Here is a 17,019-nt window from a genome sequence, read left to right as displayed (position 1 = left end):
CGCGTGCCGGACCAGCCCTGGCCGCCGGGAGACCTCGCTTCCCGGCAACCCCGCTGGCGCATTCTGCCCGCGGGCCATCCCCTGCATCGTTTTCACTCCCGCGCTCATGACCCCGTCTATTTCGACCGTTCGCGCTCCGGGCGTCTCAACGCGCCGAACGGCTCTCATGGCGTTCTCTACACGGCGGAACAGCAGGCCGGCGCGTTCGCGGAGACGTTCCTGCGCGCGCCAGGACGCACGCTGCTGCCGATGGATCTCATCGCCGCCAAGGCCTGCGCCATCCTGAGCGCCAATCGAGAACTGCGGCTGGTGGAGCTGCACGGTCCCGGACTGGCTGTACTCGGCGCCACGGCGGAGGTCACATCATCCGGCCTGCCGTACGATCTGCCGCACGCGTGGTCGAAAGCCGTTCACGACGCATGGTCCGATGCGGACGGCATCAGCTACCGCGCCCGTCATGACAACGATCAGATCTGTTTCGCTCTTTTCAACCGGACGGAGAGCGCGATTGCGATCGCCTCCCAGAGCGACAATCTCGATGCGGACTGGTTCTATGAACTGATGGAGATCTATGGCGTGGGACTGACGAGCTGACCGGCAAGGTTTCAAATCCCGAGCCCGCGCTTCCGCCCGAAATTCCAGTCCACCGATCCGCCCGGCGACAGGGTACCGGAAACCTGCCGTCCGAGCTTCTGCTCCAGCGCCGGGCGCCACGGCACGAGCTGGAAGCCCAGCCCGTCATCGACCATCGCGAACCGACCCGAGGACAGGGCCACCCGCTGGCGATAGACCCCCGAGACGATCTCGCCTTCCTTCGCGGGCCGGTGCTCCAGCCCGCTCTGCGCCGCCAATCTGGCGACGGCCTGATCCAGATCGCGCTGACGCAGGGTGCCGATCAGGTCGGGCGCGAACACCACGCGCTCGCCCTGTCGTCGGGCCAGCCCCTCGGACGCCAGATGATCGATCCGCCGCGCCATTGCCTCACGGACCTCCGAGCCGAAACCCGCATTGGCCGGTGCCGGGTCTTTGGCCAGTAACTGGCGGTCAAGCCAGGTCGCGCCGGGCGCCGTCACCTGCTCGGCCAGCGTGAAGTCCGAGCGGGTCGCCAGCGACAGGCGCTGCGTGCCCTTGGCATCCTCCCAACTCCGGGTCTCGACGATCGCACCGGTCCTGGCATCGCCGGTTAGGTCCAGATCGGGGAAGCGGACATGATGCGTGCGCCCGTCGGTCCCCGCGATCACCACGTAGCCCGAGCCCCTCAACTCGTCATCCAGCCCGCGCTCCACCAGCCGCCCGATGACCGGATCGGCGAGTTTCTCGCCATGGATCGCAAAGCCCGCGACATCGGGATCCACCACCCCGCCGCCAGACATGGCGCGGTGCATGGTTTTGATGATGTCGCCCCGGATGGAGAGATCGCGCAGGGTCGCCTCCAACCCCGGCTTGAGGGTCCAGCGGGCCACCCCGACCGGTTCGGCAAGACCAAGCCCTTCCAGCTTGGTCGCCCGGCCCATCAGCAGACGCCGCAGTTGCGGGTCTTCGCCTCCTGCGCCCGGCCGGAGATCGACGATGCCGCCGCGCTCGTCGTTGATGTCCTGCAACGCGCGATCGAGGCTGGTCCAGCGGTCGGCGCCGATCTCGGTCTCCAGGGCGGTGCGGATTTCCTGCTCGCTGCGCGGGCCAAGTTCCAGCGTTACCCGTTCGGCGGCGCGGTCGCGCAGGCCCTGGCTGATATAGGCGCGGCTGATCACCAGATCCTTGCCGTCATCGGCCACCCCGCGCACCAGGATGTGGACATGCGGATTATCCGTATTCCAGTGATCCACCCCGACCCAGTCCAGTTTGGTGCCGAGGTCGCGCTCCATGTCCTGCATCAGTTCGCGTGCGAAGCCCCGCAGATCCTCCATCCGCGCCGCATCCTCGGGCGAGACGATGAAGCGGAAATGGTGGCGGTCGTCGGCGCAGCGTTCCGCGAAGGCCTTGCTGTCCGCTTCGTCGGAGCCGGCATCGAACAGATGGGCTTTGGCACCGTCGCGGGTCACGCCCTCGCGTCTGAGATAGGCGATGTGGCGGGCGAGCGGCGCGGAGCGGAAGCGCGTGCCCTGCTGACGGACGACGCGCGCCTTGACCACGACCCGACGGGCATTGCTGCGCAGCCGCATGGACAGGGCCGCCCGTCGGCCGCGCCCGAAACGGGAGCCGCCACCGCCTCCCCTGCCCTTCGCGCCGAACCGGGTGCCGGTATGACCGGCCCTCTTCGCGGCACGCATGACCTCGCCAACGAAGGATTTCGGGCGTGCGCCCTGATTGCCATGCTGGATGCGTCCGGGCCGGACAGTCAGGCCGTCATCGCGTGTTGCCATAGCCCGCTCTCCGCTCCGTTTCGCCCCCGACGGCGCCCGGATCGTTGAAAAGATGAGAAAAAATGCACGGACTGCCGCAGGCGGTGCGTGATGAGAAGGAAAATTCCCCAATCAAACCAACCATATGCAGTCCCGAAGGAGCACTGCTTTTACCTTGCCGTCCTTCCCTCCGTTGCCAGCCTCCCCCCAGCGCCCCCTCCCAAAGGCACCCATGGCCCGCCAACGCCCGATGGACCGGAACGGGGGTCATCGACGTGCTTCCCCATGCCCTGAGGCGATGAACAGCCCGACCGACTGCGGTGCGAGTGCCGTCCAGTCTGTCGGGCGAGCGTCATCGGCATGCACCGGATCATGCGCGCTCTCGCCATGCCGAGGGGCATTTCCTGTGCGCAGGAATGACGCCGGAAAGAGTGAAGATCTCTGCCAGGACGGTGTCTCCGAAGCACCGATCACGATGTCATCGGCAGGCGGAAGAGCCAGCCGCGCGCTGACCGATGCAACGTAATCCCGCGTCTCGGCAGGCAGTGGTCGGCCGGTTGCGAGATGCTCGTCATAGCGCGCGGGACCGGCATTATAAGCAGCCAGAAATCCGGCTTCGCCATAGCGATCCCGCATCCAGCGCAGATAGGTCGCACCAGCCAGAATGTTGTCACGCGGGTCGAACGGATCGTCGCCGAGGCCGAGCGACGTACGCAGGCTGGCCCATGTTCCGGGCATCACCTGCATGAGCCCCATCGCACCCGCCGACGACACGGCATGCGCATCGCCCCTGCTCTCCGCGTGCAGCACGGCAGCAATCCATGAGGCCGGAATCTGCGCGCGCGTGGCGGCTTCCGCGATCATGTCGGCGTAGGGATCGGCAACCGCATTATGCGTCGGCACCGTCAATGAAACGACGGCCGGAAGCACGACACCGAGCAGACGGAGCGCCGCCTTACCGCCGGTCATCACGCTTCACCGGGCGGCTCCAGACCAGATGGAAGGCACGCCCCTGACGATCGGACTGGAACAGATTGGCGCGGATCGGCTGCGCCAGCATGGGGTCGTCGAGAACCAGCGAGAGATAGGTGCCCGCCTTCTCGCCGGTGCGTTTCCAGGCCGCGCCGACCTCTGGTCCGGCATCGGCGTCACCGAGATGGACGCGATAATCGGGCGCATGCTCGGCGTCCGACGATGTCGCCGGCACGATCGTTAGTTCGACGTCGAGGGCGAGCGTGCGCAGCCGACCGGCGAAGCCGTCAGCCGTGCGTGTAAAAGTTCCGATCTGGGCCATGTCAGCCTCGTTTCTGCTTGGGGGTGGGAGACATCGGTGACGGCACGAGCCACAGCGGCTGCGCGCGGCCGAGCACCGCAGCGACCGGCAGGATGCCGAAATAGCGACCGTCAAGACTGGTCGGGACTGCTGCGTTCATGACGAAAATCTGGCCGGGCAGGACGTGCCGACAGCCTTGCCAGATCGGCAGCGGACGACCGCGATGATCGTAGGCGAGTGCCTCGCCAAGCGCCTTGCCGTCGACCGAAACAGCAGTACCGATCCGGCAGACCAATTGCCCCGGCAGTGCGGCAACCGGCTTGAGCAGCGGCACACCGAGGGGCAGATAGCCGCCGTGCGCCAGCATCGTGGCAATGTCGGCCGGTGGTCGGATCGCGATCAGGTCGTCGACATGCAGGGTGCTTACCGATTGCAGGCGATACAATCCGACCGGTGTACTGGCGGTGGCATTCCAGATCAGCCGGGGCGCCGGATGAATCGCCACTGACGTGCCAACACCGAGTATTGCGAAATACGTGGTGAAGAACCAACCAAGGCGCGTCATGACACCGCCCTCCGGCGCAGCCAGGCCTGATGGCGGTCGCGCGTGTAGGAGCGTGCCGCCTGCCCGGAGAGCATCCGATTGTGCAGATGCCGCCAATGCTCGGGCGCCACGTCGACGGGGTCGATGCCGATAGCTTCGATACGATCGACAGCTTCGAGCACCAGACGGACCTTCGGCCAACCGCTCTGGCGCAACAGGCTCTCCCCGCCGGGGCGCACGAACGGCACCGTCTGATACGGCTCGCCGGGACGGGTGACGCGCACGATGTCGATGCAGGACACCACCGTGCCGTAATCGTTCGCTGCCCAGCGCAGGAAGGCGAATACGGTGTCCGGCGGAAAGCTCAGTATCCGCCGACGACGATCGAGAATCTGCTCATGGGCGACAGAGCCGAAGCGGATCCAGTGCTCGATGCGCTTCTCGATCCAGGTCAGTTCGACATGAGCGAGGGTGTCGGTCATGGCACATCTCCAGCAGTATCGGGGAACTCGCGGGCCAGCAGCGCGCGCAGCATGTCGGCGACCGTGATGCCGCGCTGGAACGCCGCGACCTTGAGCCGCGCGCGCAGCGCCGGCGTGACGTCGATGGTCAGCCGGGCGGTAAAGCGGTTGATGGTCGAAGGCTTGTCCGGCGCCCTGACCCAGCGTTCGGGATCGGCGGGACGCGCCGCGAAGCCGGGCGGCGTGCGACGTTCCGTCATGGCGAAATTCCTTCGCCGAGCGGCAGCACGGAGGCGATGCGGTCGCGCGCCTTTTGCGCCATGACTGGATCGATCTCGCAGCCGACATAGCGCCGACCGGCGAGCCGGCAGGCGACACCGGCCGCGCCCGAGCCGGCGAACCAGTCGCCCACCAGGCCACCTGGTGGGCAGCTCGTGCGGATCAGGATCTCCAGCAGTGCCACCGGCTTCTCGGTGGGATGGATGGCGCGCCCATGCGCATTGCGGACCGGAATCACGGAGCGCATCAGGCGCGGGCCGCCATCCTCGCTCACGTAATGGCCGGCATCGATCCGGCCCATGTGGGGCGGCCGGTGTCTCCGCCTTACCGTGCGCGCCCGCGCATCGGACGTGGTGGGAACAACATTGTAGACGGCGCGCCAGGGCGTATCGTCGCGATAGAACTGGACGATCAGTTCATGCACGCGGCGGAAGCGATCGGCATGGAAGCTGGAACCGTTCTGCTTCTCCCAGACCAGTTCCTGAGCATATTTCCAGCCCGCATTCCGAAATGCCGCGTTGGATGCGAGAAAGCTCCGCAGGGAGCCGAAGACCCAGAGCGAGCCGCTCGGTTTCAGGGCGGCGAGTGCCTTGCCGGGCCAGTCCGCCACGCGCCGGTCCCAGGCGAGCGACGTATCGCCATAGGGCGGGTCGACCAGGATCATGTCGTAGGGGCCGTGCCAGGGCATCAGGAGCGCGCTGTCGCCGGTCAGGAGGGTCATGGCACCAGCCCCCCGATCTCGGCCGTCAGGGCGGCGATTTCGCGGGCGGCAATCCCGTGCGGGCGCAGGTCGCAGACCAGGCGGCCGGTGCGCGCGGCGTCGGCGAAAGCAACCCGCTGGCCGATCCGCGCCGCTAGAGCGGCAGGCTCATGCCCCATCAGCGCCAGCCGGGTTTCGCGGGCGATGACCGTGCGCGCGGCGCAGCGGTTGAGCACGAAGCGGGCCAGCAGGCCGGGACGGAAGAAGCGCGCGTCCTCCAGCAGCCGCAGCATCTCGGCCGAAGCCCATCCGTCGAACGGCGAAGGCTGCGCGGGAATCAGCACCAGGTCGGCAGCCAGCAGAGCGGAGCGCAATAATGCCGCCACCCGAGGCGGACCGTCGATGACGACGTGATCCACCCCCTGAGCTAGTTGGGGCGCCTCGTGGTGGAGTGTGTCGCGTGCCAGCCCGATCACGCCGAACAGCCGGGGCAGTCCTTCCCGCGCGCGCTGCGCCGACCAGTCCAGCGCCGAACCCTGCGGATCGGCGTCGATGACCGTCACGCGCTGGCCTTCCCGAGCCCATTGGCCGGCGAGATGCAGCGCCAGAGTCGTCTTGCCGACGCCGCCCTTCTGGTTGAGGAAAGCCACGATCATGGCCCCTCTCCGGGGGTTTTCCACGGATCGGCAGGGGGGCCAACATCCTTAAAGTTAGACTCTTTTAAGTTAGAATCTAAGTTAAGGGCGTCGTAACCAATTGATTCAATGTCATGATTCGGCGTTTTCCGCAAACGATAGCACGGATGCCGTGGCAGTGATGGCACGGATAAATCCACAACTGATAGCACGGATGAACTCACAGCTTGTCCACAGACGCCTGTGGATAATTTGACAGGTGCAAAGGCCAGCGTGTCATTGCCGTTGCGGTCGGGACGCACCGACAGCCGATAGCCGGCAAAGGGCTGCCGCTTCGCCATGTCGCGCAGTTCGAAGGCAAAGCGCCGATAGGGGGAAAGACTGGCGGATTTTTCGTAGAGATGGCGCAGGCCGAAGGCCCAGCCCGCACGCTGGCGACCGCCATGCTTGCGCACGATGCGATAGAGCCAGCGCTCCAGACCGCCGGTGAGGCCAAAATAGGCCGGGTCGATGGTCAGCACGAGCGCGTCATCGAGAACCGCCTGGTAGAACCAGTCGGGCAGGATCAGTTCGATCACGCGGGTGCGCCCTTCCCGCGCGGTATGCCGTTTCCATTCGTTGATCCAGGAAAAGCGGTGCAGTTGCCCCTTGCCGGTCTGCCGCAGCGACGTCTTGATCGTGGTGGATTGCAGCCGGTCGAAGGCCGCTTCCAGCCGCTCATAGTCCCGCGCGCTGTCGCCCCGACCGATGAAGGTCAGGATCTCGCGCGGGCTGGCCACCATCAGCCGCGACGTGCGCCGACCGGCGTCACGCGCGGCAACGAGATGGCTGGCGGCCCAGATCAGCACGTCAGCATCCCAGATCGTGGCCATGCCATGTTCGGCAGACGCCTCGACCCGGATGGTGACGTCCGGGGTCCGGTAATCGATCGGGACCATGCGGGGGGATTTGGCGAGGCTGAAGAACGGAAACGCCATCAGATCCTGTGCGTCACGAGGAGCGAAATCTCCCGCGATAGCGTGGAAGAGTTCCAGTTGCTCGCGCTCGGAGCGCGCCCTGCCGGGCGGAGGCATCAGCGACGGCTCCCGCGTGATGTCGGCGGAATCAGCGGACTTTGCCGCGCGGCCGCCGGCACGACGCCGGCAGTGGTGTCCGAGGTATGGGCGCGGGCACCACTCTCGACCCAGGCCTGCAACTCATCCACCCGATAGACCACGCGGCCACCGAGCTTCGAGTAGCGCGGTCCGGTGCCGTAGATCCGGTGTTTCTCCAGTGTGCGAATAGATAGTCCGACGAAGCGCGAGGCGTCGGGCGTGCGCAGATAGCGCGGCGGCAGATCGCTGTAATTGGCGGACATGAGGTGGCTCCGTGGTCGCTGGCTGGGGCCGCGGGACAGATGCGGCCAGCAGGGATCAGCGTGGCGGAGCGAGGTCTTCCGGGACTAGGACCGATCTCATCGGGGGGCGAGATCGGTCCTTGACTGGCGGGAGATGGCGACGCGGCCGCCTCGAACCGGGCGACCGAACCAACTGGATTTCGGCTTTCGCCCTCGTCCCAATCATACAAAGTTCTGCTGAAGGTTTCGGTAAGCGGACATCATGCTGCGATGACACGAGCCAGTCTGCCAGTTTCTGAACCATAACCCATGCCATATGGTCTGCTCTCAGCAAATTGCGAACTTAGCCCATGCCGGGCCCCATGACCCAGTAGCCAAGGACATGGGGCCTGGACCGCTTACTGCATCGTGTCGCCGTCCGGTTCAGCCAACAGAGAAAGAAAGCCGGGTTCAACAGTGGGGCAGCGGTCTACAGTCCATACGTTCTGGGACGTTGGGATGTCGGTCCTCACAAGACGATCACGCCATTGCAGCAGTCAACGTTGTGTTGGCTGGTCTGTCTTCTCGGGTTGCATCGACCTCACGACCTGACTACCCTGCAAGCACCATTGCCGCGTCGGGCCACAATACGACGAAACCTTATTGAGCGTGCTTACTACCTAGAGAGGTTTCGAAAAAACGCCATGAACTTTGCGACTTATCGGTCGCAGTGGGCTTATAACCCGCTGCGCGAAGTGCTGGCCGGAATGGTCGGCACCTTCGCCCTCATTCCCGAGGTCATTGCTTTCTCCTACGTTGCCGGCGTCTCTCCCGCCGTCTCCCTTTTCGCGTCATTTGTCATTAGCGTCGCCATTTCCATCACCGGTGGCCGCCCGGGAATGATCTCAGGGGCGGCGGGTTCCGTGGCCCTCGTAGCCGCGGCCCTCGTGCATAGCTACGGGCTTCAATACCTTCTCGTCGCGACATTACTGGCTGGCGGACTACAGATCATTTTCGGTGCGCTTGGCTTTCAGGTCATTATGCGCTTCGTATCGGCTGAGGTCCGCACCGGCTTTGTGAATGCTCTCGCGATCCTGATCTTTTCGGCACAGTTACCACAAATGCTTCATGTGACGTGGCACACGTATGCACTGATTGCCCTTGGGCTTGCCATCATCTATCTCATGCCACGGATATCAACCCTGATACCGTCGCCCCTGATCTGTATCGTAGTTCTGACAGGCATCACGATGTGGTATCCAATGCCGGTGCACACTGTCTCTGATCTGGGCACGCTGCCGACAGGCCTTCCTGCTTTTACGATCCCCCACGTACCATTCAATCTGGCCACACTGAAAATTGTGTTTCCCTATGCCCTTGCGATGGCATCTGTGGGCCTCCTTGAATCTCTAATGACAGCAGGTGTCGTGGATGATGAGACCGACACGCACGGTGATCCCAGAATGGAATGCGTAGGTCTTGGTGTCTCGAATGTGTTTGTAGGACTGTTCGGCGGCATCGCCGGGTGCGGTATGGTAGGGCAGACAGTCGGCAATCTTCGGTACGGCGGCCAAGGACGTCTGTCGACCTTTACTGCCGGCGCTTTCCTGCTGTTTCTGATGGTCATGCTGCATACTTATGTCGCCCGCATTCCAATGGCTGCCCTTGTCGCCATTATGTGCATGGTCTCAATCAGCACATTCTCGTGGTCATCCCTGCGTGATCTTGCGCGTTTTCCAAAGCTCTCAAGCCTCGTCATGGTCGTAACCGTTGCCGTGACTGTCGCATCCTCGGATCTGGCTCTAGGTGTGCTCGTCGGTGTTCTGCTCAGTGGTGTGTTCTTTGCCTGGTCTATGACGCATTTGATGCACGTCAAAAAGATCAGAGAAGAGGGTACGGATATCTACGAGGTTGAGGGACAGGTTTTCTTTGCTTCGTCTGACCTTCTTCACGATCAGATCGACTTCAGGACCAATGCGCGCCGGGTCGTCATCAGGCTGAACAACGCCCATTTCTGGGACGTGACCTCGGTGGCTATGATTGAGAAGATCGTATCCAAACTCAAGGCTCGCGACATTGAAGTTGAAATCGAGGGCTTGCATGCGCTCCGGCATGGCATCGTCATGCGGTTGACCAGTGAAAAGCTCCTGACCACCTGATAAACTTCGAATAAATGTCCGGAAAAATTCGCCGTCAGGCCAATTTTTCCGGGCAGGTTTTCCATATCTGGGTTGCGGTATTCGATTACAAAATAACTGCCCCTGCAGAAACATTCCCGATGCAAACATGCGATGGCTCGTGTCAACGTTATCTTTTGACGTATAATGTTCAGGAATGGACTATTTTCTCCTTATGTATCTGAAGCCTCACTTCTTCTTTTCAACGAACCGTCACGCGTCTCCAATAGCGGACCATTTTCGGTTTTCCTCGACACAAAGCACCGGAGCGGCCAGCAGTGAGGCCATGGATACTATCAGCCTCCTTGTTCTGTTCTTCCGGCCCTACAAGACATTCATCATCCACTATCGTCCCCGAAACGGGTGCAGTAGCAGGCGCCGATATCCTCCGTCAGTCAGTCCCCGCGCAAAACGCACCAGCCGTTTCATGCGGAAATGCAGATCATGGGAGAGCCAGTCCCCTGCGGAAACCTCCCGACCGAACAGGACGCCGGCGATCTCGCGCTGCGACACCCCGTCGTCCAGGCCATCGAGCGTCCGGAGCGCCAGGATCAGCCTGCGGATGCGATCGGATGACAGGCAGGCCGGATCACGACCGGGACGCCGATCCATCAGCACGCGCCAGAGCCGCAGGGCGGCCTGGACACGCACCTCGAACAGCGCGTCGAGCGGCAGGAGCACGCCGAGCTGAGCCCCGTCAGGCGGCAAGACGTACAGCCGCAGGATCATCTCCCCCTGCTCGACCAGCACTTCTCCCGCCATATCAGGCGGCAGTTCTGCCCGAGCGAGGGAGACCGGATGATACGCCGCGTCAGCCAGTGCTGTCGGCAGGCGGACAACCGCAATCACGGCCGGCGATACCGCAACAGTCCAGCGGGCGGTACGCGGATTGAGGGCCGTGCGGACACTCTCGAAATCGCAACCCCCAGCGCCGGGCGAAGGCTTCGGCGTCTGACGTGGACAGCGCGGCCCGGAGCGCGGCGCGCTGAAGGGCGGCACGATCACGGATAAAGTCCCGATTGCGACTGACAAACTGCAAGGCAAAGGCAGGAGCGTCGAGCGACCGCAGGCCCTCGTACGCGCCCGCCGACCGCCAGTTGGCGCGGCTCATGGCGTCGTCTCCGATGCGTAACGGGTGGGAACAGGGCAAGTACTTGCTCGCGAGAGTATGCCAGACCGTCCCGTTGCCCGCTACGCCCCGCACCTGCAACAGGTCTTGCAGGTCACGCAACGATTCAGGGTGTCAGTGGGGCGCGCCGCCGCGCAGCAGATGCTGGTAGCCATGCTCGGTCATCCAGTGCGCCCGCGCCAGATGACTGTGCCAGCAGCGGTGGACGCCCTCGGGGTCAACCACCGGGTCGCGGTGGAGCACGATGCGGGCGACCTCGCGCCAGTCGGCGCCGTCGGCCTCGGCATCCAGCAGGCGGAGATAGGTAATCAGATGCTGTTCGTCGTAGCCGGTGAGACAGGACGCTTCCGGAGCGCTGTCGGCGACAGACGGGTCGAGCGGGGGCTTCTGCATGATGGAGTCGATCAGGTCGGAGAACGAACGCGACGCACCCTAGCCTGCCGCGTTTCGATGCCGGAAGTCTCGTTAAGAAACATGACGCCACGCCCTTGTCCGGACTCGATGAACAGGATGCCCGCCGCTTCCAGCGCGCGGCGAACCTGGTCGGTCGTGCCCTCATGAACGCCGAGACCGCGTTCGGATTCAAGGCGCTTGAGCGCGGTCAGTGCTACGAGGGCTTTTTCAGCGAGCATCTCCTGTGTCCAGTTCAGGAGTGCCCGTGCCGCCCTTACCTGTCGGCCAGTGATCATCCATGATCACATCCGACACGCGGGGCATGCACACCAGTAATACGACTATAATAGTCGTGTTAGAGAGATTCAACAACGTTCTTTCAGGAGGATGGCAAAGTGGAATCGGCGCCTGGATATCCGATGGCACGGGCGACCATACGAAAAGCCCCCCGCTCTATGCGGGGGGGGTCTCGTCGTATCGGTCCGCCGCGAATTGCGCGCATGCCAGCTTCAGTTCTCGTTCGATCCGTCGGCGCTCCCCGTGGCTCAGGTAAAAGCTGGTCAGTTCGGCGCGCAGCATCTGGATATGGTCGTGTAGCGTGGTCATCGTCCTGCTCCTTTCGTTTCTCGAAGACAGGACTCCGCCTCATGCACGCGGGAGCCGGGTCAGGGATCGCCGCAGGCGACCGCGCCAGCGGCGCCCGGGGGAGCCGATTTTGTCCGGTGTGCCCGTAGGGTGCGCCGGGCAAAATTGGGGGGACCGCGCGTCCTTGAGGCGGTTCACGCCGGGCATGGTATAATGGGAAGACTGAGGGAAGCCCTGTTCCCCTTTCTTGCCCGCACCCCGGCAGATCGAGAGGAGCGCGACTGCTGCGCACGCCCGCTGGTTTCCAACCGGTCATGCGAAGGCCCCGCCCGGACCGGCCGGGCGGGGATCGCGGGCACTTCAGTCGCCGTTGCGGCGACCATTGGGGCGGGACCAGATCAGGCTGTAACCCTCGCCGTCCTCGTCATCGAAGAGATTGGCGAAGATCGGGGCGTTGAAGCTCGGATCGTCGAGCTTGAGGCTCAGATAGTCGCGCCCCTCGTTGGAGCGCCGGGACCAGGCCGCCCCGATCTCCACCCTGCCTACGAAGACGCGGTGGCTGGGGGCGTTGTCGTTCGCGCGCGTGGTCTCGGGAGCGATACGGACGTTGGGGGTCTGGAGCGAGAGGGTGACGATCTCGCCGTTATACCCGTTGCCGACTTTCTTGAAGGTGCCGATGGTGGCCATGATACTCTCCGTGATCTCTGTTATCGAGCCCGCACCATTGCGGCCTCGATGGCGATCGGACAGACGGAGGCGAGCGGCGGCGCATCCCTTGGGGCCGAAGCGCAGCGGAGGACGGCGGGACAGAATTTTCTTGGTGCGCGAGGAATGACGGCGCAGCCGGCAGGGGAAGAAAATTATGGCCCGTTGTTGCGCCATAGCCGATCGAGGCGTAGCCGGCCTTCGGCTAGATCAGCCATCTTGAGAGGCAGCATGCGTGCGCGGCCCGACAGAGCACACATCACGGAGACTATGGCGACCGGCACAGCGCACGAGATCCGGCGGCAACCAGAATGACGGCGTCATCCTCCCTCCATACCAGCCCACCGAACCGGCCCGTTCCGGGACTGCGCCTCACCGGACATGCCCGGCTTCCCCGTTGCGATCGGCCTGCGGGAAATCAGAGCGCCAGTTCGTTTGCTTCAACAGGCGGACCGTATCTGGAACAGCGCGTCGCATCCGCGCTTCGCTGCCCATCGCTCCCCGCCTCTCGATGACGTGGAAAGACAGGCAGGTACCTGATCCATGCCTGCCCGCCGGCTGCCGCGCAGGCGGTCAGACCCGCGCGACGCTCCCGTTGGCCGGTTCGGGCGGGGCCATGCCGGTAAAGCGGACGAACGCGGTGATGCCGACCGCAATGGCGCCGATGACCGAAAAGAAGAGCTGCCAGACGACGGACGGCATCATCATCTCGGCGAGACCGTGCGTGGCGCTATAACCGGCAATGATGGCGGGCACGGTATAGAGCAGGACGATCAGCCCTCTCAGCCAGATCCACGGCGCGCAGGCGAGTGCGATCTGACCGGCGACGAAAGTCGCTATCCCCGCCACGACGCCGACGATCAGGGCGCCAATCACTCCGGCACCGGTATGAAACGCCCAGAGCCCGGCATACAACCCGCCAGCAAACGGCAAGGCGAAGACCGCGAGCGTGAACATGAGCCAGCAGAAAAATCCGATGCCGGCGACGATCAGGAACGGTGCGAAGATCACCATGGTGGCGGCTCCCGTAAAGATGACATGATCTGACGGTCACGCCTGCCACCACCACCACGGCGCAATCCGCATCATAGAGAAAACGATGTATCGACGGAACGAGAATCGTACTGACGTCCGCCAAGCGGACGTGCATCGTGGGGCTGCTCAGGGAGACAACGTCATGGCGGACATCACGGGACGCGAACTGCATCTGGTCAAAAAGGCGCTCGCCATTGCAGTGCTGGCCATTGAACAGCAACCAGGGCCGTTTCAGTCCTATTCGGACATGCAGGACATGAAGGGCCTGCTCGACCTTCTGGCGCCCGGCGATACCGAGCTGGCCTTCTATGCCCGTTCCGCGCGGATCGCCGTCACGGGTAATCCGGACTGAAGACGGCGCTCACGCGCCGCCTCCGAACCGCAGGACCGGGATACCGAGGCGCTTCGCCTTGTCGGCCAAATTCTCCTGGATACCGGTTCCGGGAAAGACGATGACGCCAATCGGCAAGGTATCGAGCATGGCGTCGTTGCGGCGGAAGGGCGCGGCCTTGGCATGCTTCGTCCAGTCCGGCTTGAAAGCGATCTGCACGATCTCGCGGTGATCAGCCCAGCGAGACGCGACGAACTCCGCGCCCCTGGGCGAACCACCATGCAGCAGCACCATGTCGGGATGCTTGGCACGGACCTTGTCCAGCCGGTCCCAGATCAGGATATGGTCGTCGAAGTCCAGCCCCCCGGTCACGACGACCTTGGGGCCGGGCGGGACCAGCAATTCGCTCTCGGCGCGGCGTCGGGCGTTGAGAAAGTCACGGCTGTCGATCATAGAGGCCGTCATGGTCCGCCGCGATACCAGCGAGCCGGTCTTCGGCCGCCACGCGCTCAGGGTCAGCCGCTCGAACTGCTCCTGCGCCTCGTCGCGGAAGATCTCGTAGGCGTTGCGGCGTTCGATCAGTGTCAGCCCTTCGGCGATCAGTCGCTCCAGTTCCACCGAGCGGATCTCGCTGCCATCCTGATCCTGCTGGCTGCGTTTCTGCGCCTGCTCGTTGCGGTCAAGCTCACGCTCGACCTGGCCGACCATGCGGTGGAAGATGTTCACGGTGGACCAGAGCAGCGCTTCGAGGTCCGGTTCCAGCCGTGTGTCAGTCAGCGTCGCGGCGACGGCGTCGAAGATGTCGGCCACAGCACCCCCGATGCGCGGAGCTTCGGGCAGCGGCCTTGGATCAGGCTCGTCCTCGAAGGGACGGTAGCCATACATCTGAAGTTCAGCCAGCACATGGGCGGTGGATGAAGCGGCGTGCGGCGGTTCAAAATCATCGGTGCGGGTCATGATGCGGTCCTCCCAGGTCTCCGGCCGCGCCCTTCGCGGCCTTTCCGGGGGCGGATAGCGGCAGACCAGGGACGGGCCGGAACCGCGCGCTCGCGCGCGGCCGCAGCACAGCGAAGGATGGCAGGGGGCCGGCTATTTTGCTTCGCGATGTAAAGCGCCCCCAAAGGGGCGCGACGGAAAATAGCTGGCTCACGCCATTGAAGGCCCGGCCCGGCTGACGCCCGCTCCCCACTTGAAAGGCCGGGGCGCGAACCTGCCGAACGGGAGGCACGACAGGACCGCCGATAGAAGACGGAAACCGCCCGCCCCTCTTTCCGGCCCGCTCATGTGCCGGCAGTCTCCAGAAACCGTGCCACGTCCGGTGGCGCAAGTTGCGGATGCAGGATCGCCCGCAGTGCGCCGCGTCCGAGCGCCCGGAGATCATCGTTGAAATCGCCCAGCCGTGGCGACAGCCCGATCACCTCGATCCCGGCGTCATCCGCGCGGGCGTGCAGCGTCGCCAGCGCCTGATCCCCGGCCGGATCATCGTCGCGCAGCACGTAGAGCCGGCGCAGCAGCGGCGGAAAGATCAGGGCGGCGAGATGCGCCGAGGACAGGCATGCGGCCAATGGCAGATCGGGCAGAACCTGCCGCAGCGACAGCACCGTCTCGATGCCTTCCCCGGCGGCGAGCACATCGGATGCCACCCCAAAGCGCACGGCATGGCCGAGCAGCCCGCCCAGGGCGCGACGCGGATGATCGACCGGCGCCTTGCCGCGCCCTTCCGCCGCCAGCCAGGTGCGATGCACACCGGTCAGAGTGCCGTCGAGATCGGTGACGGCGGCGATCATGGCGGGCCAGGTCTCGGTCGGACTGTCCTCGTCCGGGCGGTAAAAGCAGCGCGGATGGAAGCGCAGGGCGCCGGCTCCGTGCAAAAGCGTAATATCGCGTCTACGGAGATACGCTTCTACGGATGTACCCACGATCGGCCCGGACATGGCCCAGAGCCGATGTGCGGCTTCAGAAGAACTGGCAGAGCCACGCTCACGGGCCGGACGGTCCTGTGACGACGGTACCGGATCGGGACGCGGCAGGCTGAGAAAGGCGCGCGCCTCGTCGGCCACGTCGCGGAAATCCACCAGGCCGAGGCTTTCGCGGATCACGTCCAGCAGGTCGCCATGTTCAGCGGACTGCGCGTCCGTCCATTTTCCCGCCCTGCCGTTGGCGGTGTTGTGCAGCCGGACAAACAGCGACCGGCCGGGCGTGTTGCGTACGTCACCGACCAGCCAGTAATTGCCGTGACGACGACCAGCGGACAGATACCGACGGCACACCGCCTCTGCGTTCTCCGCCAGACGGCGGGCCAGATCGCCCGCGTCATGCAAGGTCATCGCCCTGCCCTCCTGTGTCGGGATTGCCTCCGTCCAGGGCGATCGCCAGCCAGCGATCGGTGGTCATCCATGAAATCGTCTTGCGCCTGCCAAGGTCAAGCAGATGCGCGCCTCCGCTGAAGGCGCCGATCCGGGGACGTGAACAGCTATTGGCCCACTGGAACCCCCATCGCCCCCGCAGCCGGAATGCCCGCGCACAGCGTAGCACGAAATCCACCACCTGATGCGGATCGCCGGTTGTCTCATCGTGCATCCAGAGTTTCGTGCCACCATATTCAGGCACGATCGACAGGACAAAACCGTCAGAGGGCGGGTCTTCCGCCGCCAGTTCGTCGATGAATTCATTGTAGAGGTCGAGCGCCTTTGCGGCATTGTCCACTGTGCCCACATCGAGAACGCAGGAAAAATGCGTGAAGAAATCAGCCATCGGAAAACTCCCGAAACGAAAAAGCCCGGCGCGGTGGCCGGGCTCGTAAAAACGTATTGGCGGAAAAGCGTGCAGTCGGCTTTCAGGAAGCCCGTTCCATCAGCCTGCGGGCCTTCTCTTCCAGATCCAGCCGCGTATCCTGATTGGCCCTGGTGCGGGCCAGTGCGGTAATCCCCTGCACGAAATCGAACACGCTCTCGGGCTTGTGCCCTTCCTCATGCAAGACCGTTTCGATGATCTTTGTGGTTTCCGGTTTTGAGAACCCGCGACGACGTAAGAATGTTTCACGATCATCATCGTTCTTCGCCACCAGAGCGCGACGCGAGGCCTGAATGCCCGAGATGAACGAGGCCGGACTGGC

General features: G+C 64.1%; 23 protein-coding genes and 2 pseudogenes. 4 read left to right on the top strand and 21 right to left on the bottom strand.

All coding sequences use genetic code 11. The features are described from left to right. Positions 1 to 3: 3 nt before the first annotated feature. A complete protein-coding gene (locus tag B7G66_RS06280; RefSeq protein ID WP_003618777.1) occupies positions 4 to 594 on the top strand; it encodes an RES family NAD+ phosphorylase in 591 nt (196 codons plus the stop codon). Positions 595 to 605: 11 nt separating this feature from the next. Here the strand turns inward: B7G66_RS06280 and B7G66_RS06275 are convergent, their stop codons facing one another. Beyond that, complete coding sequence (locus B7G66_RS06275) at positions 606 to 2,042, bottom strand: relaxase/mobilization nuclease domain-containing protein (RefSeq protein ID WP_239016129.1); 1,437 nt, start codon at positions 2,040 to 2,042, stop codon at positions 606 to 608. On the opposite strand from B7G66_RS06275, the gene B7G66_RS18665 reads away from it, so the two are divergent. Next, complete coding sequence (locus tag B7G66_RS18665; protein WP_239016128.1) at positions 2,016 to 2,411, top strand: hypothetical protein; 396 nt, start codon at positions 2,016 to 2,018, stop codon at positions 2,409 to 2,411. The two genes, B7G66_RS06275 and B7G66_RS18665, sit on opposite strands and share 27 nt — an antisense overlap. Positions 2,412 to 2,609: 198 nt before the next feature. On the opposite strand, the gene B7G66_RS06270 is transcribed toward B7G66_RS18665, so the two are convergent. From B7G66_RS06270 to B7G66_RS06230, 9 genes are read right to left on the bottom strand one after another with little or no spacing between them, the layout of a single operon-like run. Continuing rightward, positions 2,610 to 3,311, bottom strand: a complete 702-nt coding sequence (locus tag B7G66_RS06270; RefSeq protein WP_003618774.1) for a lytic transglycosylase domain-containing protein — start codon at positions 3,309 to 3,311, stop codon at positions 2,610 to 2,612. Further along, on the bottom strand, positions 3,298 to 3,636 hold the full coding sequence (locus B7G66_RS06265; RefSeq protein WP_003618772.1) for a DUF736 domain-containing protein: 339 nt from the start codon (positions 3,634 to 3,636) through the stop codon (positions 3,298 to 3,300). The genes B7G66_RS06270 and B7G66_RS06265 overlap by 14 nt, the downstream gene beginning before the upstream one ends. Position 3,637: 1 nt before the next feature. Then, positions 3,638 to 4,180 (bottom strand): S26 family signal peptidase, encoded by a 543-nt coding sequence (locus B7G66_RS06260; protein ID WP_003618770.1) that lies wholly within the window; start codon positions 4,178 to 4,180, stop codon positions 3,638 to 3,640. Next, the gene (locus tag B7G66_RS06255; RefSeq protein WP_048858930.1) at positions 4,177 to 4,641 is read right to left on the bottom strand and encodes a DUF2840 domain-containing protein; all 465 of its coding nucleotides are present in this window, start codon (positions 4,639 to 4,641) and stop codon (positions 4,177 to 4,179) included. Before B7G66_RS06255 ends, B7G66_RS06260 begins: the two co-directional genes overlap by 4 nt. Beyond that, positions 4,638 to 4,880: a ribbon-helix-helix protein gene (locus tag B7G66_RS06250; protein ID WP_003618765.1), complete on the bottom strand. Its 243-nt coding sequence runs from the start codon at positions 4,878 to 4,880 to the stop codon at positions 4,638 to 4,640. The genes B7G66_RS06255 and B7G66_RS06250 overlap by 4 nt, the downstream gene beginning before the upstream one ends. Next, the gene (locus tag B7G66_RS06245; RefSeq protein WP_003618763.1) at positions 4,877 to 5,620 is read right to left on the bottom strand and encodes a DNA-methyltransferase; all 744 of its coding nucleotides are present in this window, start codon (positions 5,618 to 5,620) and stop codon (positions 4,877 to 4,879) included. The genes B7G66_RS06250 and B7G66_RS06245 overlap by 4 nt, the downstream gene beginning before the upstream one ends. Next, positions 5,617 to 6,255, bottom strand: a complete 639-nt coding sequence (gene parA / locus B7G66_RS06240; RefSeq protein WP_003618761.1) for a ParA family partition ATPase — start codon at positions 6,253 to 6,255, stop codon at positions 5,617 to 5,619. Before parA ends, B7G66_RS06245 begins: the two co-directional genes overlap by 4 nt. Beyond that, complete coding sequence (locus B7G66_RS06235) at positions 6,252 to 7,307, bottom strand: replication initiator protein A (protein ID WP_048858929.1); 1,056 nt, start codon at positions 7,305 to 7,307, stop codon at positions 6,252 to 6,254. The genes parA and B7G66_RS06235 overlap by 4 nt, the downstream gene beginning before the upstream one ends. Then, positions 7,307 to 7,591, bottom strand: coding sequence for a helix-turn-helix transcriptional regulator (locus B7G66_RS06230; protein WP_003618758.1), 285 nt, complete (start codon positions 7,589 to 7,591; stop codon positions 7,307 to 7,309). Before B7G66_RS06230 ends, B7G66_RS06235 begins: the two co-directional genes overlap by 1 nt. Positions 7,592 to 8,253: 662 nt before the next feature. Here B7G66_RS06230 and B7G66_RS06225 point away from each other — a divergent pair. Next, positions 8,254 to 9,708 carry a SulP family inorganic anion transporter gene (locus B7G66_RS06225; protein WP_003618757.1) on the top strand — a complete coding sequence of 485 codons (1,455 nt, stop codon included), beginning with the start codon at positions 8,254 to 8,256 and terminating at the stop codon, positions 9,706 to 9,708. A 363-nt stretch (positions 9,709 to 10,071) separates the two neighbouring features. On the opposite strand, the gene B7G66_RS18660 is transcribed toward B7G66_RS06225, so the two are convergent. The 7 genes and pseudogenes from B7G66_RS18660 to B7G66_RS06190 all read right to left on the bottom strand — a co-directional run bounded on the left by B7G66_RS18660 (position 10,072) and on the right by B7G66_RS06190 (position 13,552). Beyond that, positions 10,072 to 10,758 (bottom strand): DUF2285 domain-containing protein, encoded by a 687-nt coding sequence (locus tag B7G66_RS18660; RefSeq protein ID WP_239016127.1) that lies wholly within the window; start codon positions 10,756 to 10,758, stop codon positions 10,072 to 10,074. Then, positions 10,697 to 10,837: pseudogene (locus B7G66_RS18655) on the bottom strand (transcriptional regulator domain-containing protein); the annotation flags it as partial. The gene B7G66_RS18660 and the pseudogene B7G66_RS18655, both read right to left, overlap by 62 nt. Before the next feature lie 132 nt (positions 10,838 to 10,969). Further along, the gene (locus tag B7G66_RS06210; RefSeq protein ID WP_010669065.1) at positions 10,970 to 11,248 is read right to left on the bottom strand and encodes a DNA -binding domain-containing protein; all 279 of its coding nucleotides are present in this window, start codon (positions 11,246 to 11,248) and stop codon (positions 10,970 to 10,972) included. A gap of 11 nt (positions 11,249 to 11,259) precedes the next feature. Continuing rightward, positions 11,260 to 11,487: a hypothetical protein gene (locus tag B7G66_RS06205; RefSeq protein WP_018307953.1), complete on the bottom strand. Its 228-nt coding sequence runs from the start codon at positions 11,485 to 11,487 to the stop codon at positions 11,260 to 11,262. Positions 11,488 to 11,701: 214 nt separating this feature from the next. Continuing rightward, a complete protein-coding gene (locus B7G66_RS18165) occupies positions 11,702 to 11,854 on the bottom strand; it encodes a hypothetical protein (RefSeq protein WP_170213666.1) in 153 nt (50 codons plus the stop codon). Positions 11,855 to 12,193: 339 nt separating this feature from the next. Beyond that, a complete protein-coding gene (locus tag B7G66_RS06195) occupies positions 12,194 to 12,520 on the bottom strand; it encodes a DUF736 domain-containing protein (protein ID WP_034931914.1) in 327 nt (108 codons plus the stop codon). A 591-nt stretch (positions 12,521 to 13,111) separates the two neighbouring features. Further along, positions 13,112 to 13,552 carry a hypothetical protein gene (locus B7G66_RS06190; RefSeq protein ID WP_003618753.1) on the bottom strand — a complete coding sequence of 147 codons (441 nt, stop codon included), beginning with the start codon at positions 13,550 to 13,552 and terminating at the stop codon, positions 13,112 to 13,114. Positions 13,553 to 13,715: 163 nt separating this feature from the next. On the opposite strand from B7G66_RS06190, the gene B7G66_RS06185 reads away from it, so the two are divergent. After that, complete coding sequence (locus tag B7G66_RS06185) at positions 13,716 to 13,925, top strand: hypothetical protein (RefSeq protein ID WP_003618751.1); 210 nt, start codon at positions 13,716 to 13,718, stop codon at positions 13,923 to 13,925. A 9-nt stretch (positions 13,926 to 13,934) separates the two neighbouring features. Here B7G66_RS06185 and B7G66_RS06180 read toward each other — a convergent pair whose 3' ends face one another. The 4 genes and pseudogenes from B7G66_RS06180 to B7G66_RS06165 all read right to left on the bottom strand — a co-directional run. Continuing rightward, the gene (locus tag B7G66_RS06180) at positions 13,935 to 14,861 is read right to left on the bottom strand and encodes a DUF2493 domain-containing protein (protein ID WP_048858928.1); all 927 of its coding nucleotides are present in this window, start codon (positions 14,859 to 14,861) and stop codon (positions 13,935 to 13,937) included. Between the two features lie 323 nt (positions 14,862 to 15,184). Further along, complete coding sequence (locus tag B7G66_RS06175; RefSeq protein ID WP_003618742.1) at positions 15,185 to 16,231, bottom strand: DUF7146 domain-containing protein; 1,047 nt, start codon at positions 16,229 to 16,231, stop codon at positions 15,185 to 15,187. Continuing rightward, complete coding sequence (locus B7G66_RS06170; protein ID WP_003618738.1) at positions 16,218 to 16,658, bottom strand: hypothetical protein; 441 nt, start codon at positions 16,656 to 16,658, stop codon at positions 16,218 to 16,220. Before B7G66_RS06170 ends, B7G66_RS06175 begins: the two co-directional genes overlap by 14 nt. Before the next feature lie 82 nt (positions 16,659 to 16,740). Continuing rightward, positions 16,741 to 17,019 (bottom strand): annotated as a pseudogene (locus B7G66_RS06165) (DUF932 domain-containing protein); the annotation flags it as partial.

Origin of the sequence: Novacetimonas hansenii JCM 7643, from assembly GCF_000964405.1 — a bacterium.
Classification (GTDB): domain Bacteria; phylum Pseudomonadota; class Alphaproteobacteria; order Acetobacterales; family Acetobacteraceae; genus Novacetimonas; species Novacetimonas hansenii.
Note: the sequence above shows the minus strand (reverse complement) of the source record. Positions and strands in the feature narration are given on the sequence as shown.